The organism is Stenotrophomonas sp. P2112 (assembly GCF_041897515.1).
In the GTDB taxonomy this organism is placed as follows: domain Bacteria; phylum Pseudomonadota; class Gammaproteobacteria; order Xanthomonadales; family Xanthomonadaceae; genus Stenotrophomonas; species Stenotrophomonas sepilia.
This window is the reverse complement of the sequence record NZ_CP169216.1, coordinates 4,155,150-4,181,366: the sequence shown is the minus strand read 5'-3', so window position 1 is coordinate 4,181,366 and position 26,217 is coordinate 4,155,150. Positions and strand designations below refer to the sequence as shown.

Annotated in this window: 26 protein-coding genes; 18 read left to right on the top strand and 8 right to left on the bottom strand. The window is 68.0% G+C overall.

Going from position 1 to position 26,217, the window contains the following annotated elements; all coding sequences use genetic code 11:
• Window positions 1-36: 36 nt before the first annotated feature.
• From ACEPA4_RS19255 to ACEPA4_RS19245, 3 genes are read left to right on the top strand one after another with little or no spacing between them, the layout of a single operon-like run.
• Complete coding sequence (locus ACEPA4_RS19255) at window positions 37-1,563, top strand: alpha/beta hydrolase (protein ID WP_065177865.1); 1,527 nt, start codon at window positions 37-39, stop codon at window positions 1,561-1,563.
• Entirely contained in the window at window positions 1,560-2,306 is a 747-nt protein-coding gene (locus ACEPA4_RS19250; protein ID WP_053496785.1) for an ATP-binding cassette domain-containing protein, read from the top strand. The genes ACEPA4_RS19255 and ACEPA4_RS19250 overlap by 4 nt, the downstream gene beginning before the upstream one ends.
• Window positions 2,303-3,487: an ABC transporter permease gene (locus ACEPA4_RS19245; RefSeq protein ID WP_053496786.1), complete on the top strand. Its 1,185-nt coding sequence runs from the start codon at window positions 2,303-2,305 to the stop codon at window positions 3,485-3,487. The genes ACEPA4_RS19250 and ACEPA4_RS19245 overlap by 4 nt, the downstream gene beginning before the upstream one ends.
• Before the next feature lie 51 nt (window positions 3,488-3,538).
• Here ACEPA4_RS19245 and ACEPA4_RS19240 read toward each other — a convergent pair whose 3' ends face one another.
• Together ACEPA4_RS19240 and ACEPA4_RS19235 are read right to left on the bottom strand one after the other, a co-directional pair.
• A complete protein-coding gene (locus tag ACEPA4_RS19240; RefSeq protein WP_065177867.1) occupies window positions 3,539-4,219 on the bottom strand; it encodes a transposase in 681 nt (226 codons plus the stop codon).
• Between the two features lie 99 nt (window positions 4,220-4,318).
• Window positions 4,319-5,116 (bottom strand): AraC family transcriptional regulator, encoded by a 798-nt coding sequence (locus tag ACEPA4_RS19235; protein WP_065177868.1) that lies wholly within the window; start codon window positions 5,114-5,116, stop codon window positions 4,319-4,321.
• 78 nt (window positions 5,117-5,194) lie between these two features.
• On the opposite strand from ACEPA4_RS19235, the gene ACEPA4_RS19230 reads away from it, so the two are divergent.
• On the top strand, window positions 5,195-5,449 hold the full coding sequence (locus ACEPA4_RS19230; RefSeq protein ID WP_065177869.1) for a hypothetical protein: 255 nt from the start codon (window positions 5,195-5,197) through the stop codon (window positions 5,447-5,449).
• 82 nt (window positions 5,450-5,531) lie between these two features.
• On the opposite strand, the gene ACEPA4_RS19225 is transcribed toward ACEPA4_RS19230, so the two are convergent.
• Together ACEPA4_RS19225 and ACEPA4_RS19220 are read right to left on the bottom strand one after the other, a co-directional pair.
• Window positions 5,532-6,545, bottom strand: a complete 1,014-nt coding sequence (locus ACEPA4_RS19225; protein ID WP_065177870.1) for an energy transducer TonB — start codon at window positions 6,543-6,545, stop codon at window positions 5,532-5,534.
• Window positions 6,546-6,745: 200 nt separating this feature from the next.
• Window positions 6,746-7,366 (bottom strand): TIGR00645 family protein, encoded by a 621-nt coding sequence (locus ACEPA4_RS19220; RefSeq protein ID WP_065177871.1) that lies wholly within the window; start codon window positions 7,364-7,366, stop codon window positions 6,746-6,748.
• Between the two features lie 112 nt (window positions 7,367-7,478).
• On the opposite strand from ACEPA4_RS19220, the gene ACEPA4_RS19215 reads away from it, so the two are divergent.
• From ACEPA4_RS19215 to ACEPA4_RS19200, 4 genes are all read left to right on the top strand, one after another.
• Window positions 7,479-8,168 (top strand): glutathione binding-like protein, encoded by a 690-nt coding sequence (locus tag ACEPA4_RS19215; protein WP_053496792.1) that lies wholly within the window; start codon window positions 7,479-7,481, stop codon window positions 8,166-8,168.
• 161 nt (window positions 8,169-8,329) lie between these two features.
• Window positions 8,330-10,555, top strand: a complete 2,226-nt coding sequence (locus ACEPA4_RS19210) for a S9 family peptidase (protein WP_053496793.1) — start codon at window positions 8,330-8,332, stop codon at window positions 10,553-10,555.
• 25 nt (window positions 10,556-10,580) lie between these two features.
• On the top strand, window positions 10,581-11,096 hold the full coding sequence (locus ACEPA4_RS19205; protein ID WP_049414402.1) for a cytochrome c oxidase assembly factor Coa1 family protein: 516 nt from the start codon (window positions 10,581-10,583) through the stop codon (window positions 11,094-11,096).
• A 67-nt stretch (window positions 11,097-11,163) separates the two neighbouring features.
• Window positions 11,164-12,960, top strand: a complete 1,797-nt coding sequence (locus ACEPA4_RS19200) for a DUF885 domain-containing protein (RefSeq protein WP_065185882.1) — start codon at window positions 11,164-11,166, stop codon at window positions 12,958-12,960.
• A 90-nt stretch (window positions 12,961-13,050) separates the two neighbouring features.
• On the opposite strand, the gene ACEPA4_RS19195 is transcribed toward ACEPA4_RS19200, so the two are convergent.
• Window positions 13,051-13,515, bottom strand: coding sequence for a hypothetical protein (locus ACEPA4_RS19195; protein WP_049439393.1), 465 nt, complete (start codon window positions 13,513-13,515; stop codon window positions 13,051-13,053).
• Between the two features lie 186 nt (window positions 13,516-13,701).
• Between ACEPA4_RS19195 and ACEPA4_RS19190 the strand changes: the two genes are divergently transcribed.
• From ACEPA4_RS19190 to ACEPA4_RS19175, 4 genes are all read left to right on the top strand, one after another.
• Window positions 13,702-13,950: a hypothetical protein gene (locus ACEPA4_RS19190; RefSeq protein ID WP_005420185.1), complete on the top strand. Its 249-nt coding sequence runs from the start codon at window positions 13,702-13,704 to the stop codon at window positions 13,948-13,950.
• A gap of 123 nt (window positions 13,951-14,073) precedes the next feature.
• A complete protein-coding gene (locus ACEPA4_RS19185; protein WP_065177874.1) occupies window positions 14,074-14,991 on the top strand; it encodes a bestrophin family protein in 918 nt (305 codons plus the stop codon).
• 19 nt (window positions 14,992-15,010) lie between these two features.
• Window positions 15,011-16,000, top strand: coding sequence for a porphobilinogen synthase (hemB, locus tag ACEPA4_RS19180; RefSeq protein ID WP_262090189.1), 990 nt, complete (start codon window positions 15,011-15,013; stop codon window positions 15,998-16,000).
• Between the two features lie 32 nt (window positions 16,001-16,032).
• On the top strand, window positions 16,033-16,302 hold the full coding sequence (locus ACEPA4_RS19175) for a hypothetical protein (RefSeq protein WP_061479005.1): 270 nt from the start codon (window positions 16,033-16,035) through the stop codon (window positions 16,300-16,302).
• 82 nt (window positions 16,303-16,384) lie between these two features.
• Here the strand turns inward: ACEPA4_RS19175 and ACEPA4_RS19170 are convergent, their stop codons facing one another.
• Window positions 16,385-17,248: a TolB family protein gene (locus ACEPA4_RS19170; RefSeq protein ID WP_262090186.1), complete on the bottom strand. Its 864-nt coding sequence runs from the start codon at window positions 17,246-17,248 to the stop codon at window positions 16,385-16,387.
• Window positions 17,249-17,296: 48 nt separating this feature from the next.
• Between ACEPA4_RS19170 and aroE the strand changes: the two genes are divergently transcribed.
• The 3 genes from aroE to dinG all read left to right on the top strand — a co-directional run bounded on the left by aroE (window position 17,297) and on the right by dinG (window position 20,757).
• Window positions 17,297-18,142, top strand: a complete 846-nt coding sequence (gene aroE / locus ACEPA4_RS19165; protein ID WP_005420177.1) for a shikimate dehydrogenase — start codon at window positions 17,297-17,299, stop codon at window positions 18,140-18,142.
• 3 nt (window positions 18,143-18,145) lie between these two features.
• Entirely contained in the window at window positions 18,146-18,499 is a 354-nt protein-coding gene (locus tag ACEPA4_RS19160) for a hypothetical protein (protein WP_005420176.1), read from the top strand.
• Between the two features lie 155 nt (window positions 18,500-18,654).
• The gene (gene dinG, locus ACEPA4_RS19155; protein ID WP_005420175.1) at window positions 18,655-20,757 is read left to right on the top strand and encodes an ATP-dependent DNA helicase DinG; all 2,103 of its coding nucleotides are present in this window, start codon (window positions 18,655-18,657) and stop codon (window positions 20,755-20,757) included.
• Window positions 20,758-20,814: 57 nt separating this feature from the next.
• On the opposite strand, the gene ACEPA4_RS19150 is transcribed toward dinG, so the two are convergent.
• Together ACEPA4_RS19150 and ilvD are read right to left on the bottom strand one after the other, a co-directional pair.
• Window positions 20,815-21,423: a hypothetical protein gene (locus ACEPA4_RS19150; RefSeq protein WP_058979311.1), complete on the bottom strand. Its 609-nt coding sequence runs from the start codon at window positions 21,421-21,423 to the stop codon at window positions 20,815-20,817.
• Between the two features lie 139 nt (window positions 21,424-21,562).
• A complete protein-coding gene (gene ilvD, locus ACEPA4_RS19145; RefSeq protein WP_065185880.1) occupies window positions 21,563-23,401 on the bottom strand; it encodes a dihydroxy-acid dehydratase in 1,839 nt (612 codons plus the stop codon).
• Between the two features lie 407 nt (window positions 23,402-23,808).
• On the opposite strand from ilvD, the gene ACEPA4_RS19140 reads away from it, so the two are divergent.
• Genes ACEPA4_RS19140 through ACEPA4_RS19130 form a run of 3 tightly spaced genes read left to right on the top strand, consistent with a single transcriptional unit; the run spans window position 23,809 to window position 26,214 of the window.
• Entirely contained in the window at window positions 23,809-24,381 is a 573-nt protein-coding gene (locus ACEPA4_RS19140) for a DUF1190 domain-containing protein (RefSeq protein WP_005420172.1), read from the top strand.
• A 7-nt stretch (window positions 24,382-24,388) separates the two neighbouring features.
• Window positions 24,389-25,567 (top strand): glutathionylspermidine synthase family protein, encoded by a 1,179-nt coding sequence (locus ACEPA4_RS19135; RefSeq protein ID WP_065177878.1) that lies wholly within the window; start codon window positions 24,389-24,391, stop codon window positions 25,565-25,567.
• Complete coding sequence (locus ACEPA4_RS19130) at window positions 25,567-26,214, top strand: hypothetical protein (RefSeq protein ID WP_005420170.1); 648 nt, start codon at window positions 25,567-25,569, stop codon at window positions 26,212-26,214. Before ACEPA4_RS19135 ends, ACEPA4_RS19130 begins: the two co-directional genes overlap by 1 nt.
• Window positions 26,215-26,217: the final 3 nt, after the last annotated feature.

The following is a 26,217-nucleotide window of genomic DNA, read 5'->3' as shown; positions in this document are numbered from 1 at the left end:
GGTCGACAGGAACGTCCTCCAGGGGAAACGAGCACGATGCAAAGACACCACCTCGCGCTGGCCGGGATGCTGGCCAGCCTGATGCTTGCCGGGTGCAGCCAGCCGCCGCCGGCCGACGCCGGAAGCGCCAGCGATGCACCCAGCCGCCGCTTCGGCACGATCGACTTCCAGCCCTGCACACTGTCCACCGAAGGTGCCAGCGCCAACGTGGAGGCGCAGTGCGCCACCCTGCAGGTGCCGGAGGACCGGGCCCAGCCTGACGGTCGCTGGATCGGCCTGCGTGTCGCCTGGCTGGAATCGGGCAGCAGCGGCGCCAGCCAGCCCGACCCGGTGTTCTTCCTGGCCGGCGGCCCTGGCCAAGCGGCCAGCGAGGTGGCGGTCATCGTCGATACTGCACTGCGCCAGGTGCGCAAGCAGCGCGACGTGTTCCTGATCGACCAGCGCGGCACCGGCGGCTCCAACCCGCTCAGCTGCCTGGGCGCGGACGGCAAGCCGCTGCAGGTGGACGAGGATGCCGCGCCTTCCGAGGCATCGCTGCGCGATTACGCCCAGCGCTGCGCCGCATCGCTGCAGGGGCGTGCCGATGCGCGCTTCTACACCACCACCGAGGCGATCGCCGATCTGGATGCGGTGCGTGCGGCGCTCGGTGTGGACCAGCTCAACCTGGTTGGCGGCTCCTACGGGACCCGCGTGGCCCAGCGCTATGCCGGGGCCTACCCGCAGCACACCCGCAGCATCGTCATCGATGGCGTGGTACCGAACGAGCTGGTGGTCGGTGGCGACTTCGCAACCACCTTCGAGGATGCGATCGCCCTGCAGTCGGCGCAGTGCCGCAAGGATGCCGCGTGCAGCAAGCGTTTCCCGACCGATACCCGCGCGCAGCTGCGCAGCGTGGTCGACACCCTGCGCCGTGCACCGGTCTCGGTCGAGTATCGCGACCCGGGTACCAACGCACCCCGGCAGGATGTCCTGACCCCGGACAGCGTGGTCGGCCTTGCCTTCGCCTTCTCCTACGTGCCGCAGTATTCCTCGCTGCTGCCACTGGTGCTGGATGAAGCCGCACACGGGCGCTATGCCCCGTTGGCATCGCTGGCGCGCGGCGCGAACCGCAGCATGGATTTCCAGATCAACCGCGGCATGCAGTGGTCGGTGATCTGCAGCGAGGATGCGCCGCGCTACCACGCGCCGGCCGAGGATCCCGAGCGGCTGTTCGGCAACGAAGTGGCCAGTGCGTTCTTCGCGGCCTGCCCGGTGTGGCCGCACCGTCCGGCGCCGGCAACCGATGCCGTGCCGCTGCGCAGCGACGTGCCGGCACTGCTGCTGTCTGGTGAGCTGGACCCGGTGACGCCGCCGCGCTACGCCGCACAGGTGCTCAAGGGCCTGCCCAACGGCCGTGCGCTGGTCGCCCGTGGCCAGGGCCATGGCACGTTGACCGCCGGCTGCATGCCGCGGCTGCTCGGCCAGTTCATCGACAAGACCGATGCCAAGGCGCTGGATGCCGGCTGCCTGGACACGCTGAGCTACGTGCCGGCGTTCACCTCGTTCAACGGATGGGAACCATGATCGTCGCCGACAACCTGCACAAGGCCTTCGATACCCGCACGGGCCGCATCCAGGCGGTCGCCAACGTCGGCTTCCGCGCCGGGGATGGGCAGATCACCGGCCTGCTCGGCCCCAACGGTGCCGGCAAGACCACCACCATGCGCATGCTGTACACACTGATGACGCCCGACCAGGGCAGCATCACTGTCGATGGCATCGATGCGGCGCGCAATCCGGTGGAGGTACGTCGCCACCTCGGCGTGCTGCCCGATGCGCGTGGCGTCTACAAGCGCCTGACCGCGCGCGAGAACATCGCCTACTTCGGCGAACTGCATGGCCTGTCGGCCGAGCGCATCCGCGAACGCATCGAGGTGCTGTCGCACGCGCTGGACATGGGGGACATCCTCGACCGGCAGACCGATGGTTTCTCGCAGGGCCAGCGCACCAAGACCGCGATTGCCCGCGCGCTGGTGCACGACCCGCGCAACGTCATCCTCGACGAACCGACCAACGGCCTGGATGTGATGACCACGCGCGCGCTGCGCCGCTTCCTGCTGGGCCTGCGCGAAGAGGGGCGCTGCGTGATCCTGTCCAGCCACATCATGCAGGAGGTGGGCGCGTTGTGTGACCACATCGTGATCATCGCCAAGGGCACGGTGATGGCTGCCGGCAGCGCCGACGAGCTGCGTGCGCAGGCCGGCGAAGCCAATCTTGAGGACGCGTTCGTGAAACTGATCGGCAGCGAAGAGGGCCTGCACGCATGAGCATGATGTCGACCCTGATGACGGTGATGCGCAAGGAACTGCGCGACCTGTCGCGTGACCGCCGCACGCTGCTGCTGACCCTGCTGTTCGGGCCGCTGCTGTACCCGGTGCTGCTGCTGGGCATGGGCAAGCTGGCCGAGAGCCGGGTACGCACCCAGATCGAAGAGCCGTTGCAGATCCCGACCATCGGCGCCGAAAACGCGCCGAACCTGGTGCGCTTCCTCGCCGCACAGGGCCTTAATGCCGCACCGGCACCGAAGGACCTGGCCGAGGCCATCCGCACCCAGGACATCGATGTGGCGCTGCGCATCAGCGATGATTTCGGCAAGGACTGGGCCGAGGGCAAGCCGGCGCTGGTGGAGGTGATCAAGGACAGCACGCGTCGCGCGGCTGAAGTACCCAGTGCGCGCCTGGAGGCGGCGCTGGCCACCTACAACGGCCAGGTCGGTGCACTGCGCCTGATGGCGCGTGGCATCGACGCACAGGTGGCACGCCCGCTGGACGTGGCGCGCCAGGACCTGGCCAGTGCCGAGGCCAAGCGCGGCATGATCCTGTCGATGCTGCTGCCGGTATTGCTGACGCTGACCTCGTTCATCGGTGGTGCCTACCTGGTGATGGACGCCACCGCCGGCGAGCGCGAGCGGCAGTCGCTGGAACCCCTGCTGGCCACGCCGGGCTCGCGCAGCGCGATCGTCAGTGGCAAGATCGCCGCCGCCTGCGTGGTCGGTTTCGTGTCGCTGCTGCTGACCCTGGTCGCGTTCAAGGTGAGCGCGCAGATCGCACCCGGCAACATTGGCCGCCAGTTCAACATGAACGTCGGCTCGATGCTGCAGATGCTGCTGGTGATGTTGCCGATGCTGCTGATCGGCACCTCGCTGCTGACCTTCCTGTCGGCCGCAGCCAAGAGCATGAAGGAAGCGCAAAGCCACATGACCTGGCTGATGCTGCTGCCGATGCTGCCTGGCTATGCACTGGTAGCCTATCCGCTGAAGAGCGAGCTGTGGCAGTACGCCGTGCCGTTCCTGTCGCAGAACCAGATGCTGCTGAAGGTGATCCGCCACGAGATCATCACCCCGGCGGTCTGGGCGATCTACCTCGGCGCCAGCCTCGGCCTCGCCGCCGTGCTGTGGTTCGCCGCCGTGCGCCGCTACCACAACGAGCGCCTGGCGATCTCTGGCTGACCAAAAAGGGGACGGAGGGGATTAGGTCGTTTCTGCCTCTCCCGTCCCCTCCTAGCGCGGACGTCCTCGTCCGCGCATCTCCACCGGGCGCCCCAGCGTCTGCTCCACCATCCGCAGGAACGCATCGTTCCCCATCGGGCGTTGTCTGGCGCTGTGGTTGCGGATCGCGGGTACGTCGGCGGACGCATTCACATCGCGCAGGAATTCGGCATACAACGTCGCCCTTCCCAGAGCGGTCGCTGCCAGCGCCTCGAACGCGGGATGTTGCGTCAACATCGGATCATCGCGTCGTTGAAGGTTGCCATGCACGCTGGACCACGGGTGATCTTCAGCACTGACAGCAATTCCTGCACGAACGGGATTGCGTTCGATATAGCGGTATACGCTGAGAAGATACGCATCGCTGTCGATCATTGAGGAATGGAAGCGGCCCTGCCACAGAGGTCCACTGCGCCCGTGCCGCTGGTTGAAGGCCTGTCCGTAGTTGTTGCCCTGCATGCGCATTGCACCAGCCAGACCCGGCTGTGTGGAGGGCGTGGCCAACAGGTGAACGTGGTTTCCCATCAGGACATAGGCATGCAGTGCGACGTGGTGCTTGAGGAATGCGCTGTGCAACAGATGCAGGACCAGTTGGCGGTCGATGTCGTCGACGAAGATCGCGCCCTTGTTCACACCGCGCTGGATCACGTGATAGGCCTGGCCTGCCAGCATCAGGCGCGCTTGTCGGGGCATCGGATCTGGAGACTGGACGGGGTTTCAGCCTGTCATTGCGGCCGCGAAGCCGGACATCAGGCAACGCCGCGATGCCGTGTCGGAAGAGTCAAAAGCGACTTAATTCCCTCCGTCCCCTTTTGCGTACTGCGCAGGCGTCACCCCCATCTCGCGCTTGAACACGGTGATGAACGCGCTTGGGGTGTCGTATCCCATCGACAGCGCAACGCTGATCACCGGCTCGCCCGCCAGCAGGCGTGGCAGCGACAGCAGCACGCGCAGGCGCTGCCGCCACTGGCCCAGGGTCATGCCTGTTTCGGCCTGCCAATGGCGGGCGAGGCTGCGGCTGGACAGTCCGCTGGTGGCTGCCCACGCTTCGACGCTGCGAAGGTCGTCCGGCGACCGTGCCAGCGCCGCCGCGATCCGCCGCAACCGTCGATCCTGCGGTTGTGGCAGGGCAAGTGGCAAGGGAGTGCTGGCACGGATCTCATCGGCGATGACGCCGGCCAAGCGTGCCTGCGCAGCGTCCAGTGCCTGATGCGGCCAGCGCAGTGCCCGCGTCACCGCCGCCTGCAACAGCACATCGGGTTGGAAAATGCGGGGCAGCGGCGGCAGATCCAGGCCGGCATCGGCGCGGACGTACAGGCTCCAGCCATCGAATGCGTCTGCCCCTACCAGGGCGTGGGGCAGCAAGGGCGGTATCCAGGCAACATGCCCCGCCGGCAGCAGCCAGTGCAGGTCGCCGGCCTCGATCCGCAGCAGGCCGTGGTGGGCACCCAGCAACTGGCCGCGCACGTGCTGGTGGCGCGCGGTGCGCCGCCTTCCGGGCACGCGCAGCTGGCCGGCCAGCACGATGGGGCCGTCGTCGGCGTCCGCCAATGCCGGATCAATCAAGCCGGTCGGTGTCTGATCTGCCATATCCATTGGCAGTTATACGGCAGAAGTGCCAATGGCTGGGTGGCACACTGGGCTCCCGATCCCACAGGAGCATCACCCATGCAGCCGCAGGACATCCTTCCCGACCATCAGAACGAGGTGCAGGTGAACGGCCTCACCGTGCGCAAGGGCAGCGTCGGCGCCTTCCTCGCCAGCGTCCGTGACTGGCAGGACTCCGCCGGCGATGACGCCACCCGCGCCACCGCCGAAGCCGACCTGCGTGCGCTGCTGCCGGGCCTGCATGCGCTGGGCCTGTTCCAGGTGCTGGACGCGCGCGATCCGGCACTGCAGCGCCTGATCGACAGCCTCGCCTGAAACGAACACGGCCCGGACATGCCGGGCCGTGTGGTCATTGCGGGTCGGAAACGACTTAATCCCCTCCGTCCCCTTTTCGTGGTCAGCTGCCGCCCGGGGCGAACACCAGGGTGCGGCGGGTGGTGACCGGTGCGCTGACCGGCTCGAAGCGCCAACGCTTGACCGCGTTCATGGCCTCGCGATCGAAGACGCGCGATGGCGTTGCGCGCAGCACACGGGCGTTGGTCACCGAACCGTCGGTGCCGACGGTGATTTCCACCAGCACTTCGCCGGAGGTGCCTGCGCGCAGCGCCTCGGACGGATAGCGCGGCGCCGGGGTGCTGACCGGGCGCAGGTTCGGCGCCGCAGCGGCCGCCGGAGCTGCAGCCTGGCGTGCGGCGCTGGCCTGCTGGGCGGCAGCCTGCTGCTGCTTCTGCTCGGCTTCGCGGCGGGCCGCAGCCTGGCGCTCGGCTTCCTGGCGCTCATTGTCGCGGCGGGCGGCGTCCTGCTGGGCAGCGATCTGCTTGGCCGCGTCGGCTTCCCTGGCACGCTGCTCGGCCAGGCGCTGCTGTTCGGTCTGCTGCTTGCTGCGGTCCTCGGCGTCCTTCTTCGCCTTCTCGGCTTCGGCCTCGGTGCGCTTGGCCGCGTTCTGCACGCCCTTGGCCAGGCCGTCCTTCAGGCGTGGCAGGGCCGGCGCGGACGCATCCACCTTCTCGATCAGCGCCACCAGGCGCTGCGCTTCGGTGTAGTCCTCGCGGCCCAGGTGCTGTTCGGCGGCGATCAGGGTGTAGGGCAGAAGGTCGGTCAGCGCGCTCTTCACCGAGGCGTCGTCCGGCGTCTTGTCGCGCAGGGCGAGGTAGTACTCGATGGCGTTGTCGCCGGCCGGCGCGTACATGCGGTTCTCGCGCAGGGCCTGGCTGGCCGACTCACGCAGCTGCTCGGTGCCCATCGACTGCACCTTGGCGGCGACCACCGGTGCGGCCGGTGCAGCGGCGGTGGGTGCGGCGGCCGGGGCCGGTGCGGCGGTTTCCTCCTTGCCCGAGCAGGCAGCCAGTGCCAGTGCCAGGGCAACCGGCAGCCACCGGCGCGCGGCGGTGATCGTTGAGACGTGCGACATCCTGCTCCCCTCTAGAAGACGACGTGACGTAAATCATTGATATGCATGGCCGGGACCTGCGGTCCGGGCGCGGCAGGGTGACGTTTCCCGACGCCACCGCCGGCAACGGCGAGGGTGCAATCTAGCATCCCGGCCGCCGCCGCGTACAAGAGCAGTGGCCGGGATGGGCAACGGCGGCCGTGCCGTTGCCGGCGCCGACCTCAGTGGTCGTGCGCCTTGTCGTGCGACTTGCTGTGGCCGTTGGACATCAGCTTGTCGGTCCAGGCGATGCCGATCGCCGACAGGATGAACACGCAGTGGATGATGGTCTGCCACAGCACGCCTTCCTGAGTCAGCATCGAGCAGCGGGCGACACCGATGTTGGCGGCGGCCACGCTCATCTGCTCCGGCGTGCACAGCGGGATGCCATTCAGTGCGCCACTGGCGATGAAGGTCTTCAGCAGGTGGATCGAGGAGATGCCGATGATCGCCATCGCCAGCTTCACCTTCAGCACGCTGGCATTGACGTGGCTCAGCCATTCCGGCTGGTCCGGGTGGCCTTCCAGGCGCAGGCGCGAGACGAAGGTCTCATAGCCGCCGACGATCACCATCACCAGCAGGTTGGAGATCATGACCACGTCGATCAGGCCCAGCACGATCAGCATGATCTGCTGCTCGCCCATCGACACCGAATGCGAGATCAGGTGCCACAGTTCCTTGCCGAACAGGAACACGTAGACGCACTGCGCCACGATCAGGCCCAGGTACAGCGGCAGCTGCAGCCAGCGCGAGGCGAAGATCAGCGTGGACAACGGGGAGAGCGGCGGGCGGTTTGCACTCATGCGGGGGATGCTGCGTTTCGGGGGAGAGGCGAGGTTACCGGCCCGCCATGACGGTGCCAACCCAACTCACGCACTAGACTTCAGGTTCCTTTCCGCACCCCGAGCCGACGCCATGATCGACCTGTATTACTGGCCCACCCCGAACGGCCATAAAGTGACCCTGCTGCTGGAGGAAGCCGGCCTGGAGTACCGCATCCACCCGGTCAACATCGGCTCGGGTGACCAGTTCAAGCCAGAGTTCCTGGCCATTTCGCCCAACAACAAGATGCCGGCCATCGTCGACCACGCCCCGGTCGATGGCGGCGCCCCGCAGAGCGTGTTCGAGTCCGGCGCGATCCTGCTGTACCTGGCCGAGAAGACCGGCCGCTTCCTGCCCAGCGACCCGCGCGGCCGCATCACCACCCTGGAGTGGCTGTTCTGGCAGATGGCGGGCCTGGGTCCGATGAGTGGCCAGATGGGGCATTTCAATGTGTATGCCCCGGAAAAGATCCCGTATGCGATCGAGCGCTATGACAACGAGGTGCGCCGCCTGCACGGGGTGATGGACAAGCGCCTGGCCCAGCACGCCTTCCTGGCCGGCGACGCGTACACCATCGCCGACATGGCCAGCTACCCGTGGATCGGCGCCTACGACAAGCTGCCGGTGGACTTCGCCGCGTTCCCGAACCTCAAGCGCTGGCACGAGACCATCGCCGCGCGCCCGGCCACCCAGCGCGCCTATGCGCTGCGCCAGCAGGTGAACCCGAACGCCGGCAAGCCGCTCAGCGACGAAGAGCGCAAGCATCTGTTCGGCCAGCGCTGACCCCGGCATCTGAAGGTGGGTGCCGACCGTTGGTCGGCACTCGTCCGCACTGCTTATGGGCAGAAGGTCATGCTGCCTTCCCGCACGGGCTTGGTTAGGATGGGGGCACGACCGTCCCGCGCCCCGCGTGGAGGCGGACCTGCCGTTTGCCGGGATCCTCCATGCGCCACCTGTTCGCTTCGCTTGCCCTCATGCTCGCCACCAGTACCGCCGCCCACGCCGAAAAGCTGACCCTGGAAGCCATCACCGGCCCCCTGCCGTTGTCCGGCCCGACCCTGATGAAGCCCAAGGTGGCGCCGGACGGTTCGCAGGTCAGCTTCCTGCGCGGCAAGGACAGCGACCGCAACCAGCTGGACCTGTGGACCTACGACATCGGCAGCGGCCAGACCCGCCTGCTGGTTGATTCCAAGGTCGTGCTGCCCGGCACCGAGACCCTCAGCGATGAGGAAAAGGCCCGACGCGAGCGCCAGCGCATCGCCGCGATGACCGGCATCGTCGATTACCAGTGGTCGCCGGACGCGCAGCGCCTGCTGTTCCCGTTGGGCGGCGAACTCTACCTGTACGACCTCAAGCAGCATGGCCAGGCGGCCGTGCGCCAGCTGACCCACGGTGAAGGCTTCGCCACCGACGCCAAGCTGTCGCCCCAGGGCGGCTTCGTCAGCTTCATCCGCGGCCGCAACCTGTGGGTGATCGACCTGGCCAGTGGCAAGCAGCTGCAGCTGACCCGCGACGGCAGCACCACCATCGGCAACGGCGTGGCCGAGTTCGTCGCCGATGAGGAAATGGATCGCCACACCGGTTACTGGTGGGCGCCGGATGATTCGGCCATCGCCTTCGCCCGCATCGACGAGGCGCCGGTGCCGGTGCAGAAGCGCTATGAGGTCTATGCCGACCGCACCGACGTGATCGAACAGCGTTACCCGGCCGCCGGCGACGCCAACGTGCGCGTGCAGCTGGGCGTGATCGCACCGGCCGCCGATGCGCAGCCACGCTGGATCGACCTGGGCAAGGAACAGGACATCTACCTGGCCCGCGTCGATTGGCGCGATGCGCAGCACCTGAGTTTCCAGCGCCAGTCGCGTGACCAGAAGCAGCTGGACCTGGTCGAAGTGGCGCTCGACTCCAACCGCCAGCGCGTGCTCGCCCACGAGACCAGCCCGACCTGGGTGCCGCTGCACAACAGCCTGCGCTTCCTTGAAGATGGCAGCGTGCTGTGGTCGTCCGAGCGCACCGGCTTCCAGCACCTGTACCGCATCGATGGCAAGGGCAAGGCCACTGCGCTGACCCATGGCAACTGGCCGGTGGACGAACTGCTGGCGGTCGATGAGAAGGCCGGCAAGGCCTACTTCCGTGCTGGCATCGAGACCTCGCGCGAAAGCCAGATCTACGCGGTGTCGCTGCAGGGCGGTGAGCCGCAGCGCCTGTCGAAGGCGCCGGGCATGCACAGCGCCAGCTTCGCCCGCAATGCCAGCGTCTACGTGGACAGCTGGTCCAACAGCACCACGCCGCCGCAGATCGAACTGTTCCGCGCCAACGGCGAGAAGATCGCCACGCTGGTCGAGAACGACCTGACCGATCCCAAGCACCCGTATGCGCGCTACCGCGATGCGCAGCGCCCGGTCGAGTTCGGCACGTTGATGGCTGCCGACGGCAAGACCCCGTTGAACTACAGCCTGATCAAGCCGGCCGGCTTCGATCCGTCCAAGCGCTACCCGGTGGCGGTGTACGTCTACGGCGGCCCGGCCAGCCAGACCGTCACCGACAGCTGGCCCGGCCGCGGCGACCATCTGTTCAACCAGTACCTGGCCCAACAGGGCTACGTGGTGTTCTCGCTGGACAACCGCGGTACTCCGCGCCGTGGCCGCGACTTCGGTGGTGCGCTGTACGGGAAGCAGGGCACGGTGGAAGTGACCGACCAGCTGCGCGGCGTGGCCTGGCTGAAGCAGCAGCCGTGGGTGGACCCGGCGCGCATCGGCGTGCAGGGCTGGTCCAACGGCGGTTACATGACTCTGATGCTGCTGGCCAAGGCATCGAACCAGTACGCCTGTGGCGTGGCCGGCGCACCGGTCACCGATTGGGGCCTGTATGACAGCCACTACACCGAACGCTACATGGACCTGCCGGCGCGCAACGAAGCGGGGTACCGCGAAGCGCGCGTGCTGACCCATATCGAAGGCCTGCGTTCGCCGTTGCTGCTGATCCACGGCATGGCCGATGACAACGTGCTGTTCACCAACTCGACCAGCCTGATGAGCGCGCTGCAGAAGCGCGGCCAGCCGTTCGAGCTGATGACCTATCCGGGTGCCAAGCATGGCCTGTCCGGCGCCGATGCCCTGCATCGCTACCGTGTGGCCGAAGCCTTCCTGGGACGCTGCCTGAAGCCCTGATGCACAAACGGGAAGGAGCCCGCCGATGACACTGCCGCCGCCGATTCCCACCCATGGCCCGAAGCCTGCCGGCTGGTGGTCCCGTCACTGGCGCTGGGCGATGCCGCTGGCCGTGCTGCTGGTGTTGGCCGGTGCCGGTGGCGTGGTGGCCTGGAGCGTGCTGCGCTGGAGCGAGGCCGCACGCGAGAGCCCGCCGATGCGCGAGGCGATGCGCCGCGCCGGATGCAGCATCGAACTGGTGGAAGCCTTCGGCGAGCCGCTGCGTGCCGAATCGATGCCGCTGGGCAGCATGCAGACCGCGATCAATGGCCAGCGCGACGTCGGCCTGACCGTGGCCCTGGAAGGCCCGCGCGCGCACGGCCGGCTGTTCGTGAAGGGCACCCGCAGCGACGACGTCTGGGACTATCCGGTGATGTATGTGCTGGGCGAGAACAAGCAGACGTTCGACCTGACCGCGCTGGATGATGACGAGGCCGCGCAGGAATGCGAGCTGCAGGCCTGCCGCGAACGCGGCGAATGCCCGCTGGCCGCGGCGTTGTGACCTCCGGCCGATTGTCGCCACAGCGCTGAGCGCGTAGGGTGCGGGCAACCCTGTCCTGGAGTGCACCATGAAGCCGATCGCGTTGGCCGTTGCCCTGGCCCTGACTGCCGCCCCGCTGATGTCCGCACCGCCGGCGCTGGCGGCACCCGCCGCCAAGGCCGCTACTCCGGCCAGCCCGGCCTGGGTGGCCCGCAGCAACGCACTGGCGCAGATCCTGCTTGATGCGCAGGGCCCGTTCCAGCCGGAAGAAACCGGCTTCTTCGGCGTGCCCGGCTATGACGACAAGGTGGCCGACCTCGGTGCGGACAATGGCAAGCGCTACCGCGCCGCGATGGCCAAGGCCCGCGATGAACTGAAAGCCAAGCTGGCCACCGAGCAGGATCCCAACGTCCGCCAGGACCTGGAGATCATGATCCACGCCGCCAACCAGAACATCGAAGGCAGCGAGCTCAACGAGAAGTACCTGCTGCCATGGAGTGACGCGCCGCAGACCATCTTCAGCGGCCTCAACCTGCTGCTGTCCGACCAGGTGCCGGCCGAGCGCCGGGCCAAGGCGATCGACCGCCTCAAGGCCTACGCCGGGCTGCAGCCGGGTGGCACCGCGTTTACCACGCTGGCCCGCCAGCGTTACGAAGAGCGCTTGAAGGACGGCAGCCTGCTGCAGCCGACGAAGATCGAAGTGCAGCAATCGCTGGACAATGTCGAGACGTACATCACCGGCATCGAGTCGCTGCTGAAGAAGTACCAGATCGCCGGCGCCGATGAGGCGATGAAGGCCCTGGCCGGGCAGATGAAGGACTACGCCGCCTGGACCCGCAAGGACGTGCTGCCGAAGGCACGCACCGACGCGCGCCTGCCGGCGCCGCTGTACGCCTACCAGCTCAAGCAGGTCGGCATCGATATCGACCCGAAGCTGCTGATGCAGCGCGCGCAGCTGGAGTTCATGGAAACCCGCTCGGCGATGCAGCAGCTGGCGCCGCTGGTGGTGAAGGACAAGGGCCTGAAGGTGGCCGACCCGAGCGACCCGGTGGCGGTGATCCGCGCGCTGAAAGCCGACAAGATCGCCGACGACCAGCTGGAAGGCCACTACCGCAAGGTGATCGATGCGATCGATCCGCTGATCCGCGAGCATGCCATCGTCGACGTGCCCAAGCGCGCCATGCAGATGCGCCTGGGTTCGGCCGCCGAGAGCGCGGCCAGCCCGGCCCCGCATTTCCTGCCGGCGCCGCTGGTCAACAACACCGGGCAGCAGGGCACCTTCGTGCTGCCGCTGGGCAACCCGGCGGCGGGCCCGGGCGCACAATACGACGATTTCAACTTCGGTGCGGCGGCATGGACGCTGAGCGCGCATGAAGGCCGCCCCGGCCACGAGCTGCAGTTCACCGCGATGGTCGAGCGTGGTGTCTCGCTGGCACGCACCATGTTCGCGTTCAATTCGGTGAATGTTGAAGGCTGGGCGCTGTATGCCGAGGCCGAGATGGTGCCGTACGAGCCGCTGGACGGGCAGATGATCGCCCTGCAGTTCCGCCTGCTGCGGGCCGCACGCGCAATGCTTGACCCGATGCTCAATCTCGGCCTGACCGACCGCGCCAACGGCGAGCGCGTGCTGATGGAGCAGGTCGGCCTGTCCAAGGCGATGGCCACCCAGGAACTGGACCGTTACATGGTGCGCATGCCGGGCCAGGCGGGCAGCTACTTCTATGGGTACACCCGCATCCTCGAACTGCGCATGCAGACCGAGCTGGCACTGGGCGCGAAGTTCGACCGCCTGGCGTTCAACAACTTCCTGCTCGACCAGGGCCTGCTGCCGCCGGACCAGCTGGCCGACGCGGTGAACAAAGTGTTCGTGCCGAAGTACAAGTGATGCCCGCGCCGGGGTCGGATCCCTTTCCGCAGGAAAGGGCTCTGACCCCGTGCGTCAACGTCCATCCACGCATGGCGTGGATCTACTGCGTCACCGCTGCGGTTGCGGCGTGATCACCTGGGTCGGCAACCGTGCCGGCGGTTCCGGATTGGGTACCCAGATCGCCACGCCGGCGGCGCGCTTCTGCGTGGTCGGAATACCGATGCCGACACCACCCCCCACATGCGAGCCGAAGGTGCCGGCGCCCACCGACATGCCCACCGGTGAGCCGCTGCTGCCCACGCCCATCAGCACCACGCCATTGGCGCCCAGTGCCGCCGCTTCACGCTTCAGGCGTGCCACCGCGGCATCGGTCTGGCCCTGCGTGCCGAAGCCCACGGCAGATGCCGATTCCAGCTGCGCGATTTCCTGCGAGCCGGCCGGTGGCGTGGAATAGATCTGCACCAGTGCCGGATCGATCGGCGCGCGGGCGCGCCCCAGCATGACCTTGGAGGTGCTGGCACAACCGGCGGCGACCAGCAGGATGGCCGCCAGCGCGGCCCAACGGATGTTCATGGCACGACCCCTGTAGGACTGGTTGCGATCTTGGGTGGGCCACTCTGAATCGGCGCCAACACCCGGGCCCGGGCACCCACGGCAGCACGCTAGCACGCGTCGGGTGACAGCCCCGCCAACGGCAGTAGGCGGCGACCGCGTGAACGACTATGGTGGACAGACAGGAACCAACTGCGGGAGAGCGGAATGGGCGTGATCAGTCTGTTGTGGGGCGTACTGGCGCTGTTGTGGATGATCCTGGCGCTGATTCCGCTGCTTGGCTGGGGCAACTGGTTCCTGATCCCGTTCGCCGCCGTCGGCGCGGTGATCGCCGCGCTGGGCATCCTGTTTACCCACCCGACCAAGCGCGGTCGGGCCTGGGCCGGGCTGGTGCTGAACGGCATCGTGGTGGTGGTCGGCATCCTGCGCCTGGGCCTGGGCGGCGGCGTGATCTGAATCCCGGCACCCGGTGCGACCGGGCGTCGCAGGTACACGGCTGCTGGCCGGGCAGGGGCGTACAATGAGCGGCTGCGCGAGCCCCCCGCGTGCCTGTGATTCCGCGCCTGGCGCGGCTGCCCGATGATCATCCGACCCCGTCCCCACGGCTGGCAACTGCTGTACATCCTGCGCGGCTCGATCGTCAAAGCGATCGCGCCGAAGGTGCTGGCCATCCTGATCCTGTCCATTGCCGTGGCGGCCGTGGTGGAACTGGCCCCGCCGACCGGCATCGAACGCGTGTCGGTCACGCCGTTCACCCTGCTCGGCCTGGTCCTGTCGATCTTCCTCAGCTTCCGCAACAGCGCCTGCTATGACCGCTGGTGGGAAGGCCGCAAGCTGTGGGGCCAGCTGGTCTACGAATCACGTTCGCTGGCCCGCCAGGTGCACCTGCTGCTGGCCGATGACAGCGGCCGCCGTCGCCGCATCGCGTACCTCACCACCGCGTTCGCCCATGCGCTGGCCGCGCGCCTGCGTGGACGCATCGTGGCCCTGGCCGCCTTGCCATGGCTGGACAAGCCGCAACGCGAGCAGCTGGGCCAGCGCGAGAACGTGCCGGATGCATTGCTGTCGATGATCGCTGCCGAGCTGGCCCAGGCGCTGCGCGCCGGCGAGCTCGATCCGATTCTCTACACCCAGCTGGAGGAGCGCCTGCACGCGATGTCGTCGATCCAGGCCGGCTGCGAGCGCATCCTCACCACGCCGCTGCCGTTCGCCTACACCCTGCTGCTGCATCGCTGCGCATGGATGTTCTGCGTGCTGCTGCCGTTCGGCCTGGCCAGTTCGCTGGGCTGGGGCACGCCGGTGCTGTCGGCGGTGCTGGCCTATGCCTTCTTCGGCCTGGACCAGCTGGGCGAAGAAATGGAAGACCCGTTCGGCCTGGAGCCGAACGACCTGCCGCTGGACGCGCTGGTGCGCACGATCGAGATCGACCAGCTCGACGCGCTCGGCGAACGCCCCTTGCCCGAACCCCTGCTGCCGCAGGGTTACCTGTTGCAATAGCCACTCCTCGGAGCCTGCCATGTCCCATCCGCTTTACCGCCCGCGCCGCATGCGCCGCGACGAGTTCTCGCGCCGCCTGATGCGCGAGCACACGCTGACCACCGACGACCTGATCTACCCGGTGTTCGTGCACGAACTGGCGGGCCGCACCGCAGTGCCGTCGATGCCGGGCGTGGAGCGGCTGTCGATCGAAGAGCTGCTGAAGGTGGCCGAAGAAGCGCTGGAACTGGGCATTCCGGTGATCGACCTGTTCCCGGTGATCGACCCGTCGCTGAAGTCGCTGGACGCGTCGGCGGCGTGGGCCGAGGACGGCCTGGCGCAGCGTGCGATCCGCGCGCTGAAGTCGCGCTTCCCGGAACTGGGCGTGATGACCGACGTGGCGCTGGACCCGTACACCACCCACGGCCAGGACGGCATCATCGACGACAAGGGCTATGTGCTGAACGACATCACGGTCGAAGCGCTGGTCAAGCAGTCGGTGTCGCACGCCGAGGCCGGTGTGGACATCGTCTCGCCGTCGGACATGATGGACGGCCGCATTGGCGCGATCCGCCGTGCGCTGGATGCCGACAACCACATCAACGTGCGCATCATGGCCTACTCGGCCAAGTACGCTTCGGCGTTCTACGGCCCGTTCCGTGATGCGGTGGGCAGCGCGTCCAGCCTCGGCAAGGCCGACAAGAAGACCTACCAGATGGACCCGGCCAACGGCGACGAGGCTCTGCGCGAGATCGCGCTGGACCTGGAAGAGGGCGCCGACATGGTGATGGTCAAGCCGGGCATGCCGTACCTGGACCTGGTGCGCCGGGTGAAGGAGACGTTCGGCGTGCCGACCTTCGCCTACCAGGTCAGTGGCGAGTACGCGATGATGAAGGCCGCCTTCGCCAACGGCTGGCTGGACGAGCGTGCCTGCGTGCTGGAGTCGCTGCTGGGCTTCAAGCGGGCCGGTGCCGATGGCGTGCTGACCTATTTCGCGCCGCAGGTGGCGCGATGGCTGCGCGAGCGCTGACAATAGCGCCACGATAGACGGAGGACTGCGCGATGGGACCCGAACTGGGATGGATGCAATGGCTGATCTGGGGCATCGGTACGCTGGTGTTCGGCGCCATCATCGTCGCTGTCTTCATCGCCGCATGGCGCGCGGGCAAGCGCCCACCGGAGCAGCTCTCCGCCGCCCGCCACGTGGCCCGTGAGCAGGCCCTGCCGGACAGCGTGCAGGCCGAGCTGGCCGCGTTGAACCAGCGCAAGGACAACGGCCAGCTGAGCGAGATGGAGTACGAGCAGTTGCGCGCCAAGGTGCTGTCGCGCTGACGGGCGATCCCCGGGGTCGGATCCCTTTCCGCAGGAAAGGGCTCTGACCCCTTCGCGGGCGCCATCCACGCATGGCGTGGATCTACCGCACGCACCCGGCCACCGCCGTCACCCTCGGCACCGCCAACCGGTACACGTCCACGCCACCGGCGCGCGGCGCCTTTGCCGCGCTGCTGGCCACCATCATCTCGCCGGGCTTGGCGTTGTCGATCACCGGCGCGCCGGTCCAGCCGCCGGCCTGGTTGAACGACAGCCCCAGCGGCTGCAGCGCCACACCGCTCCACGCACAGCCGCTGCTCCACACCTGCGCGGTACTGCCGTGGCCGCGGCTGAACACCACGGCGCCGTCATGGCCCAGCCAGTCGCCGTCGGTCTCGTCGTCGGCGCTGTTCAACGCGCTCAGTGCGGTGGCCGGGCCACGCAGGCCCTGCGCATCCAGCGTCGCTACGAACAGATCCCAGCCGGCGCCATGGCCCTGCTGGCGGGCAAACAACAGCTGCTTTCCATCCGCGCTCAGGGCCGGTCCGCGCTCTTCCCGGCGCCCGCCGTCACCGGCCAGCGGCTGCGCCGGGCCCAGCCGGCCATCGGTGGCCAGCGCAGCGCGGTACAGCGCCAGCGCGCCCTCGCGACCGGCCGCGAACAGCAGCCAGCGGCCGTCACGGCTGAAGTAGGGATCGCGGGCTTGACCGGCCACGCCGACCGGCAGTTCCTGTGCCTGCTGCCAGCGACCGTCGACCACGCGCGCCTGCCACAGGCCCCAGCCGGCCTCGCCGCGGCGGGCGAAGACGATGCGCTGGCCATCGGCGCTGATCGTGGCGCGGCCTTCGTCGGCGCGGGTCGAGACCACGCCCATGCCTTCGATGCCGTACTCGTTCAACGCCATCGCCACGGGGGCAGAGAGTAGACTGGCGGCGAGCACCAGCAGGGGCGGGGTGATGCGCATCATCCGGTTCCGTGCACGAAAGAGCATCAGTCTAGCCAGCTTGAGGATTCCATGACCGACCGTTACGCCGTCTTCGGACACCCCGTTGCCCACTCGAAGTCGCCGCAGATCCATGCGTCGTTCGGTCGCCAGGAAGGCATCGCCATCGACTATCGCGCGATCGACCTGGCCCCGGAGGCGTTCCTGGCCGGCCTGGAGGCCTTCGCTGCCGAGGGCGGTGTCGGTGCGAACGTCACCCTGCCGCACAAGGAAACCGCGTTCTCGGTGTGCACCACGCTGACCGCAAGGGCGCGCCGCGCCGGATCGGTCAACACGCTGCTGCGCAAGGGCGACCGTTGGCACGGCGACACCACCGATGGCATCGGCCTGGTGCGCGACCTGACCGACCGCCACGGCCTGGACCTGCGCGGCCGTCGCGTGCTGATGATCGGTGCCGGTGGCTCGGCGCGCAGCGTCGCCCCGGCGCTGCTCGATGCCGGCATCACCGAACTGGTGGTGGTCAACCGCACGCCGGAACGTGCCGACGAGCTGATCGATGCCATGGGCGAACCGGGCCGCGCGATCAGCCGCTACTGGGAGGACCTGCGCGACCTGGGCGACTTTGAACTGATCGTCAACGCCACCTCGGCGGGCCGCGACCGCGATGTCGAGTTCAAGCTGCCGCTGTCGCTGGTCAACTCGATGACCACCGCCGTCGACCTGAACTACGGCGAGGCGGCGATCGCCTTCCTGGCATGGGCACGCGCGGCGAACTGCCGCAACACCGTGGATGGCCTGGGCATGCTGGTCGAACAGGCCGCCGAGAGCTTCCTGCAGTGGCACGGCGTACGCCCGCAGACCGACGAGGTCTACCAGGCGCTGCGCCAGGGCCCGGCTGTGTTGGCCGGCGAGGACTGATCGATGGACGGCACGACCTTGATGGTGACCGTGCTGAGCATGGTCGGTGTGCGCCTGCCGGTGCTGATCGCGCTGTGCGTCGGCCTGGTCTGGGTGGTCGGTGCGCCGCGCGATGCGACCCGCACCGGCGCCCTGGTCGGCCTGCTGCTGTTGCTGTTGACCAGCCTCGGTGGGATGGCGGCGGGCATCCTGCCGATGTGGATGGTCCGCAGTGGTGATTTCAGTGCCGTGTCGAGCCTGAGCGCCATCCTCGGCGTGCTGCATTTCGCGCTGGCAATGGTCGAGGCCATCGGCGTGGTGCTGCTGGTGTGGGCGCTGGTGCGCCTGCTGCGGCTGCGCGGCAACGCGGTGCAGTGACACCGCGGTGACGGCCCAGGGCCGTCGCCAGCAGCGTCCGGCGTGTTCATCCAGCCGCCGGGCGTCGCCGCTGCCCCGTTCAGGCAGCCAGCGGCGGCGGACATGGCCGGCCATGCGACAATGACCGGCCCGATCCAGCCACGGTAATTCCCGGCGTGACCGAAACCGTCGCCGCTCCGCGCACGCTCGATGACCCCTTGAAGGACGCGATCCGCAAGGCGTACACGACGCTGCAGGCCAATACTCCCGGCTTCTCCACCCGCCGCTCGCAGAGCCAGATGATCGGCGTGGTGTCACGCGCGCTGTCGAAGAGCGGCGGCGTTGGCGTGGTCGAGGCGCCGACCGGCGTCGGCAAGAGCCTGGGTTACCTCACTGCGGGCGTACCGATTGCGCTGGCCAGCAAGAAGAAGCTGGTGATCAGCACCGGCACCGTGGCGCTGCAGTCGCAGCTGGTCGAGCGCGATATCCCGAATTTCCTCAAGGCCACCGGCCTGGAAGCAACCGTGGCGCTGGCCAAGGGCCGTACCCGCTACCTGTGCACGCGTAACGCCGCCGAAGCACAGGGCGAGGGCTCGCAGGGCGGCATGTTCGAGGATGATGCACCACTGTTCGACCGGCCGCTGGCGCCGATCGAGATGGACATCGCCAAGCGCCTGACCGATGCCTTCACCGGCGGCAGCTGGGACGGCGATATCGACAATGCGCCGGAGACCATCAGTCCCGGCCTGCGCAGCCGCATCACCACGCCGGCCTCGGGCTGCGCCGGGCGCCGTTGTGCGTATTCGGCGCAGTGCGCGGTGCTGCGTTCACGCAACACCGTGCGCGATGCGCAGATCGTGGTCACCAACCACGCGCTGCTGCTGTCGGCGCTGTCGATCGGCGACAGCGACAACGGCCAGCCGTTGATCGCGCCGCCGTCGGACATGCTGCTGGTGCTGGACGAAGGCCATCACATCGGCAACGTGGCGATCGACCAGGGCGCGGCCAGCCTGGCGCTGGATGAAATGGCCAAGCGCACCGGGCGCCTGCAGATCCTGATTGCCGGTGCCTACCGCGCGGTTGACAAGGACCGCCTCGGCAACCTGCTGCCGAACGAAGCGATCGAGGTCGCCAGCAACGTCGCCAAGCAGCTGCGCGCGTTCCGCGATCACATCGAGCGGGTGTGGATGCCGGCGCCAGCGGATGAGGAGCCGATGTGGCGCGCGGCCAACGGCCGTTTGCCGGAGGCCTGGCGCGAGCCGATCGAGGCACTGGCCGACGAGACCCGCAGCCTCTACAACTGGGCGCATGCCGCTACCGCGCAGGTGGCCAAGGGCAAGCCGGACGACGCCGCGCGCGAGCGCCTGCAGCGCAACCTGGGCATGGCGCTGGAAATGATCGAGCAACAGTACAACCTGTGGCAGGCCTGGCGCCGCGAGGACAAGGACGGCGCGCCGCCGATGGCGCGCTGGGTCACCGCCACCCGCGACGGCGACCTGGTGCTGCACGGCTCGCCGGTATCGGCCGCGCACGTGCTGCGCAAGCTGCTGTGGGATGAGGTGGACTCGGTGGTGATGACCTCGGCGACGCTGACCGGCGGTGGCGATTTCCAGTCGCTGGCGATCGACAACGGCATTCCGGAAGAGGCCGAGATGGTCTCGCTGTCGTCGCCGTTCGACCTGCCCAACCAGGCCGAGCTGATCGTGCCCAGGTTCCCGGTCACCCCCGACGACCGCGAAGGCCATCCCCGCGAAGTGGCGCGCTACCTCGACACCGAGTTGGATTGGGCCAAGGGCTCGATGGTGCTGTTCACCTCGCGCTGGAAGATGGAAAAGGTGGCCGGGCTGATGCCGGCCGCGCGGCGCAAGCAGGTGCTGGTACAGGGCGAGATGTCCAAGACCCGGCTGATCGAAGAGCACCTGCGCCGCGTCGCTGCCGGCGAAGGCTCGGTACTGTTCGGCCTGAACTCGTTCGGCGAAGGCCTCGACCTGCCCGGCGAAGCCTGCACCACGGTGGTGATCACCCAGGTACCGTTCGCGGTGCCGACCGATCCGCAGACCGCCACCCTCAGCGAATGGTTCGAAGGCCGCGGGCTCAATGCGTTCAACCTGATCGCCATTCCGCACGCGCTGCGCACGTTGACCCAGTTCGCCGGCCGCCTGATCCGCACCTCCACCGACACCGGCCGCGTGATCATCCTCGATTCGCGGCTGCTGACCCGCCGCTACGGCAAGCGCATCATCGACGCGCTGCCGCCGTTCAAGCGCGTGATCGGCTGAGACGGGGTCGGATCCCTTCCGAAGGAAGGGCTCTGACCCGACCACGCCCTCTGTCGCTCAATCGCCCTCCGGATTCCGGCAGGCCTGGTTGCCCATCGCATTGTGGTAATCGCGATCAAAGCAGCGCAGGAAGCCATCGAGCACGTCCAGGTTGGGCGGCCACGGCACATCCACCTTCTGCCCGCCGGCGGTCGTGAAATGATAACGCCCATCCTTCAGCGCCTTGGCAATCTGCTCCGGCGCAGGAATCGCAATCAACCTTGCTCGCGCTTTCTCCAGCGCCGCACGATCACGCTGCAGGAAGGCGATCGTGCCGTCCACGTAGGCGTTCCAGTAACCGGGGTCGGTGGCGGTGGGCTTGTAGGTGCGCTGCATCAGCGCCACCGCCTCCGGGTACTGGCCCGCCTCCGCACGCATCTGGCTTTCATGCCACAGAATCATGGTGTTGCCCGCAGCCTTGGGCAGCACAGCATAGGCGGCGAGCAGATCAGCGGCTTCACGGTGGCAGCCACGGTCGGCCAGCGTGCGCCAGCCACCTTCCAGGTCCTGATCGAACGCATCCGGTTCCATCGCCAGCATCGCTGCACGGTCGTAGCTGCAGTCGGGTGCTTTGGGTGGTTCTGCTGACGTGCCCATGGCAGCGGCCAGTGCAAAGAAAAGCAACATCCTCTCAACCTCCGTGTTGATGACCTCCTGGCCACCATAACGGATCACGACGGGTAGTGCCGGCCGCTGGCCGGCAACCTCAATGATGTGGGACGCGGCGTGCAGATGCCGGCCAGCGGCCGGCACTACCGCGCAGGGATCAATCGCCGAGCAGGGCGGTGTTGCGTACGGCGCCCTTGTCGGCGCTGGTGGCGAGCAGAGCGTAGGCCTTCAACGCGCTGGTGACCTTGCGCGGGCGCGGCGCACGCGGTTTCCAGCCGCGTGCATCGGCCTCGCTGCGGCGCTGGACCAGCGTGGCCTCATCCAGCAACAGGTCGATGCGGCGGGCCGGGATGTCGATGCGGATGCGGTCACCGTCTTCCACAAGCCCGATCGCGCCGCCACTGGCCGCTTCCGGCGAAACGTGGCCGATCGACAACCCCGAGGTGCCACCGGAGAAGCGGCCATCGGTGAGCAGCGCGCACTGCTTGCCCAGTCCCTTCGACTTCAGGTAGCTGGTCGGGTACAGCATCTCCTGCATGCCCGGGCCGCCCTTCGGCCCTTCGTAGCGGATCACCACCACCTCGCCCGGCTGCACCTCGTCGGCGAGGATGCCGGCGACGGCGGCGTCCTGGCTTTCGTAGACGCGTGCGGGGCCTTCGAACACATGGATCGATTCGTCCACGCCGGCGGTTTTCACCACGCAGCCATCGACGGCCAGATTGCCGCGCAGCACAGCCAGGCCACCTTCCAGCGAATACGCATGCTGCAGCGAGCGGATGCAGCCCTCGGCGCGGTCCAGGTCCAGCGCGGGCCAGCGCGTGGCCTGGCTGAAGGCCTCCTGGGTGGGGATGCCGGCCGGGCCGGCCTTGAAGAAGGTATGCAGGGTGTCGTTGTCGCTGCGCGCCACGTCCCAGCGTTCCAGCGCTTCGGCCAGGCTGGCGCTGTGCACGGTCGGCACTGTGGTATCGAGCAGGCCGGCGCGATCCAGTTCACCGAGGATGCCGAACACGCCGCCGGCGCGGTGCACGTCCTCGATGTGGTACTTCGGTGTGTTCGGCGCCACCTTGCACAGCTGCGGGACGCGTCGCGACAGCGCGTCGATGTGGGTCAGGTCGAAGTCGACCTCCGCTTCCTGCGCTGCGGCCAGCAGATGCAGGATGGTGTTGGTGGAGCCGCCCATGGCGATGTCCAGGGTCATCGCGTTGGCGAACGCGGCCTGGGTGGCGATCCCGCGCGGCAGCGCGCTCGGGTCTTCGCCGCCGTACCAGCGATGGCAGAGCTCGACGATCAGGCGGCCGGCGCGGCGGAACAGCGCCTCGCGGTCGGCATGGGTGGCCAGCGTAGTGCCGTTGCCGGGCAGCGACAGGCCCAGCGCTTCGGTCAGGCAGTTCATCGAGTTGGCGGTGAACATGCCCGAGCAGGAGCCGCAGGTGGGGCAGGCGCTGCGTTCAAAGGCCGCGACCTTCTCGTCGGAGGCGCTGTCATCGGCGGCCACCACCATCGCGTCGACCAGGTCCAGCTTGTGCTCGGACAGCTTTGTCTTCCCCGCTTCCATCGGCCCGCCGGAGACGAACACCACCGGGATGTCCAGGCGCAGCGCAGCCATCAGCATGCCGGGGGTGATCTTGTCGCAGTTGCTGATGCACACCAGCGCGTCGGCGCAGTGCGCGTTGACCATGTACTCCACGGCGTCGGCGATGATCTCGCGGCTGGGCAGCGAATACAGCATCCCGTCGTGGCCCATCGCGATGCCGTCGTCCACGGCGATGGTGTTGAATTCCTTGGCGACGCCACCGACCTGTTCAATTTCGCGCGCGACCAGCTGGCCGAGGTCCTTCAGGTGCACGTGGCCGGGCACGAACTGGGTGAAGGAGTTGGCGATGGCAATGATCGGCTTGTGGAAGTCGCCGTCCTTCATGCCGGTGGCACGCCACAGGGCGCGGGCGCCGGCCATGTTGCGGCCGGCGGTGGAGGTGCGGGAACGGTATTCGGGCATGGCTGGCGGAACGGGCGGGCCGTACGACGTGGGGGTCAGCCGATCATGGCCAATTTTTTCGGTTGCTGCTGCAACCACCTTCACCGCTTGCAGCGGCTTGGTGGTCCGCGCATTTCCCCTTATCCCCGCGCCTGCGGCGCGCCCCCTTGAACAACAAGGGGGCTTCTCGCCGGAGACTTGGCTGCGCGCGCCGGGCATAGCGCGGCGCCGCGGGGCGTGTGCCAACCAAGGTTGGCACCTACCAGTGCGGTGTGCCGCCCGGGGTCGGATCCCATCGCAGCGCGATGGGCTCTGACCCCAATGCCGACGAAAATGAAAGGCCGTTCATCTTTCCCGCTTTGCCGATTCCGGTTGTTGGTGAGGATTTGGCATCATTGGGCATTGATCCGTATACAGGGCATGAGGCCATGAAACGTTCCCGCACCACCGCGCTGCTGCTGATGAGCGCTGCGCCGCTGCTGTTCACCGCCTGCCAGAAGGAGCCGGAGGTGAAGGTGCAGGAAGGCCTGTACACCTCGGTCGAGGCCTGCACCGAGGCCACCGGTGATCCGTCGTCGTGCCGCAATGCCTTTGCCGAAGCGCAGAAGCAGGCCGCCGATGCGGCGCCGAAGTACGCCAGCAAGGAAGCCTGCGAGAAGGATTACAAGCCGGAGCAGTGCGTGCAGCAGCACACCTCGGCCGGCACCTCGTTCATCGGCCCGATGATGATGGGCTTCTTCATGTCGCAGATGCTGAGCAACCGCGGCGGCCTCGCCCCGCAGGCGCCGGCGTCGGCACCGGCATACCAGGACAAGAACGCTGGCTGGGCGCGCCCGGCACCGGGCGGCACCGGTGGCCTGAACACCGCCAGCGGCATCGGCGCCGGCAAGGCCGGTCTGGCACCGGTCACCAGCGAACCGAACCGTGCGGTCACTGCCAGCCGTGGTGGCTTCGGCAACACCAGCGCACGCCGCAGCACCAGCGGCAGCTACGGCGGCTGATCGACCCATGCAGCGCATCCGGATTGCCGAGCGTGCCCAGTGGCGGGCACGCGCGGAGGAAGCGGGTTTCCGTTTCCATACCATCGATGGCCAGCCCTACTGGGATGAAAGCGCGTACTACGCGTTCACCCTGCGCCAGATCGAACAGGACATCGAAGACCCCAGTGCCGAGCTGCACCAGATGGCGCTGGACCTGGTCGGTGATGTCATCGGCAGCGAGCGGTTGATGGACCAGCTGGCGATTCCGTCGCATTACCGCGACTGGATCGCCGACAGCTGGCGCCAGCGCCAGCCGCACCTTTACGGCCGCCTGGACCTGGCCTACGACGGCACCGGCCCGGCCAAGCTGTACGAGCTGAACTACGACACGCCGACCTCGCTGTTCGAGGCCAGCTTCTTCCAGTGGCAGTGGCTGGAAGACCAGCGCAACGCCGGCCGCCTGCCGCAGCATGCCGACCAGTTCAATGCGATCCATGAGGCGCTGGTCGAGCGCTTCGGCGAACTGGCCACGCAGCTGCCGCCGCCGTTGTACTTCAGCGCGGTGGGAAGCTCGGAAGAAGACCGTGGCACTGTCGATTACCTGCGCGACTGCGCGTCGCAGGCCGGCCTGCATGGCCAGGCCATCGCGATCGAGGACATCGGCCTGTCCGAGGACGGCCGCTTCACCGCGCTGGATGATTCGGTGATCGGCACGCTGTTCAAGCTGTACCCGCTGGAAGACCTGATGGCCGAAGAGTTCGGCCGCGCGCTGCCCGGTTCGGGCGTGCAGTTGCTGGAACCGGCGTGGAAGGCAGTGCTGAGCAACAAGGGCATCCTGCCGTTGCTGTGGCAGCGCAACGTAGGCCATCCGAACCTGCTGGAGGCGCACTTCGATGACGGCAGCACGCTGGCCCCGGGCTGGGTGCGCAAGCCGCTGTTCTCGCGCGAAGGTGCCAACATCGAGATGCACCTGGCCGACGGCAGCACCCAGCGCAGCGACGGTCCCTATGACGGCCCGGCGATCATCCAGCGCGCCCATCCGCTGACCCGCTTCGAAGGTGGCTACCCGCTGATCGGCAGCTGGGTGGTGGGTGACCACGCCTGCGGCATCGGCATCCGCGAGGACGACAGCGCGATCACCCGCGACAGTGCGCGGTTCGTGCCGCACGCGATCGTCGACGAGGCGCCGACGCGGATCTACGTCTGATGACGGTGCGGCGTTGGCCTGGCCGGCATGGGCGTGCCACGCCCGCGCCGGGCCGGCATTTCGATGACGGGCGCAGCCTGCAGGCCTTCGCGGACCGCGTCGCGGTGCGTTGCCACCGCTGCGATGCCCCCGGTTGGGTGATCGCCCGCTGGGAACCCTATCGATGGACCGCGCGTTTCCGCTGCACCGCTTGCAGCGCTGCATTGGACAGCGGCGACTGGGTGGGTGCGGTCCGCATTCTGGGCCGCCAGCCCTGTGGATTCTGCGGGCATCAGTGGCTGCATGTGTGTCGGCCGATTCCCGCCGGCATCCCCGCGCCTGCATCCTTCCCCGCCCGATGCGCACAGTGCGGTCGCAGCACCGAGGTCACGGTGTTGACGCGTCCCCTGCGTGACGCCGAGCCTGCCGATCCGCATTTCGGTCTGCCGCTGCGCCTGGTCGAATCGACCCGCGCGGGCCTGCTGTGGGCCTACAACGCCGAACATCTGCAGGCACTGCACGAATACGCGGGCGCGACGCTGCGCGAGGGCCGCGGCCATCATCGATCCATGTTCTCGCGCCTGCCGCAGTGGATGAAGCTGGCCCGCAACCGGGCGCTGCTGCAGCGTGCGGTGGAGCGGTTGCAGCGTCGCTTGCTGCAAGGGTAGTGC

Coding starts and splice junctions, on each gene's coding strand:
- ACEPA4_RS19255 (WP_065177865.1), top strand. CDS start 37: ATGCAAAGACACCACCTCGCGCTGGCCGGGATGCTGGCCAGCCTGATG.
- ACEPA4_RS19250 (WP_053496785.1), top strand. CDS start 1,560: ATGATCGTCGCCGACAACCTGCACAAGGCCTTCGATACCCGCACGGGC.
- ACEPA4_RS19245 (WP_053496786.1), top strand. CDS start 2,303: ATGAGCATGATGTCGACCCTGATGACGGTGATGCGCAAGGAACTGCGC.
- ACEPA4_RS19240 (WP_065177867.1), bottom strand. CDS start 4,219: ATGCCCCGACAAGCGCGCCTGATGCTGGCAGGCCAGGCCTATCACGTG.
- ACEPA4_RS19235 (WP_065177868.1), bottom strand. CDS start 5,116: ATGGCAGATCAGACACCGACCGGCTTGATTGATCCGGCATTGGCGGAC.
- ACEPA4_RS19230 (WP_065177869.1), top strand. CDS start 5,195: ATGCAGCCGCAGGACATCCTTCCCGACCATCAGAACGAGGTGCAGGTG.
- ACEPA4_RS19225 (WP_065177870.1), bottom strand. CDS start 6,545: ATGTCGCACGTCTCAACGATCACCGCCGCGCGCCGGTGGCTGCCGGTT.
- ACEPA4_RS19220 (WP_065177871.1), bottom strand. CDS start 7,366: ATGAGTGCAAACCGCCCGCCGCTCTCCCCGTTGTCCACGCTGATCTTC.
- ACEPA4_RS19215 (WP_053496792.1), top strand. CDS start 7,479: ATGATCGACCTGTATTACTGGCCCACCCCGAACGGCCATAAAGTGACC.
- ACEPA4_RS19210 (WP_053496793.1), top strand. CDS start 8,330: ATGCGCCACCTGTTCGCTTCGCTTGCCCTCATGCTCGCCACCAGTACC.
- ACEPA4_RS19205 (WP_049414402.1), top strand. CDS start 10,581: ATGACACTGCCGCCGCCGATTCCCACCCATGGCCCGAAGCCTGCCGGC.
- ACEPA4_RS19200 (WP_065185882.1), top strand. CDS start 11,164: ATGAAGCCGATCGCGTTGGCCGTTGCCCTGGCCCTGACTGCCGCCCCG.
- ACEPA4_RS19195 (WP_049439393.1), bottom strand. CDS start 13,515: ATGAACATCCGTTGGGCCGCGCTGGCGGCCATCCTGCTGGTCGCCGCC.
- ACEPA4_RS19190 (WP_005420185.1), top strand. CDS start 13,702: ATGGGCGTGATCAGTCTGTTGTGGGGCGTACTGGCGCTGTTGTGGATG.
- ACEPA4_RS19185 (WP_065177874.1), top strand. CDS start 14,074: ATGATCATCCGACCCCGTCCCCACGGCTGGCAACTGCTGTACATCCTG.
- hemB (WP_262090189.1), top strand. CDS start 15,011: ATGTCCCATCCGCTTTACCGCCCGCGCCGCATGCGCCGCGACGAGTTC.
- ACEPA4_RS19175 (WP_061479005.1), top strand. CDS start 16,033: ATGGGACCCGAACTGGGATGGATGCAATGGCTGATCTGGGGCATCGGT.
- ACEPA4_RS19170 (WP_262090186.1), bottom strand. CDS start 17,248: ATGATGCGCATCACCCCGCCCCTGCTGGTGCTCGCCGCCAGTCTACTC.
- aroE (WP_005420177.1), top strand. CDS start 17,297: ATGACCGACCGTTACGCCGTCTTCGGACACCCCGTTGCCCACTCGAAG.
- ACEPA4_RS19160 (WP_005420176.1), top strand. CDS start 18,146: ATGGACGGCACGACCTTGATGGTGACCGTGCTGAGCATGGTCGGTGTG.
- ACEPA4_RS19150 (WP_058979311.1), bottom strand. CDS start 21,423: ATGTTGCTTTTCTTTGCACTGGCCGCTGCCATGGGCACGTCAGCAGAA.
- ilvD (WP_065185880.1), bottom strand. CDS start 23,401: ATGCCCGAATACCGTTCCCGCACCTCCACCGCCGGCCGCAACATGGCC.
- ACEPA4_RS19140 (WP_005420172.1), top strand. CDS start 23,809: ATGAAACGTTCCCGCACCACCGCGCTGCTGCTGATGAGCGCTGCGCCG.
- ACEPA4_RS19135 (WP_065177878.1), top strand. CDS start 24,389: ATGCAGCGCATCCGGATTGCCGAGCGTGCCCAGTGGCGGGCACGCGCG.
- ACEPA4_RS19130 (WP_005420170.1), top strand. CDS start 25,567: ATGACGGTGCGGCGTTGGCCTGGCCGGCATGGGCGTGCCACGCCCGCG.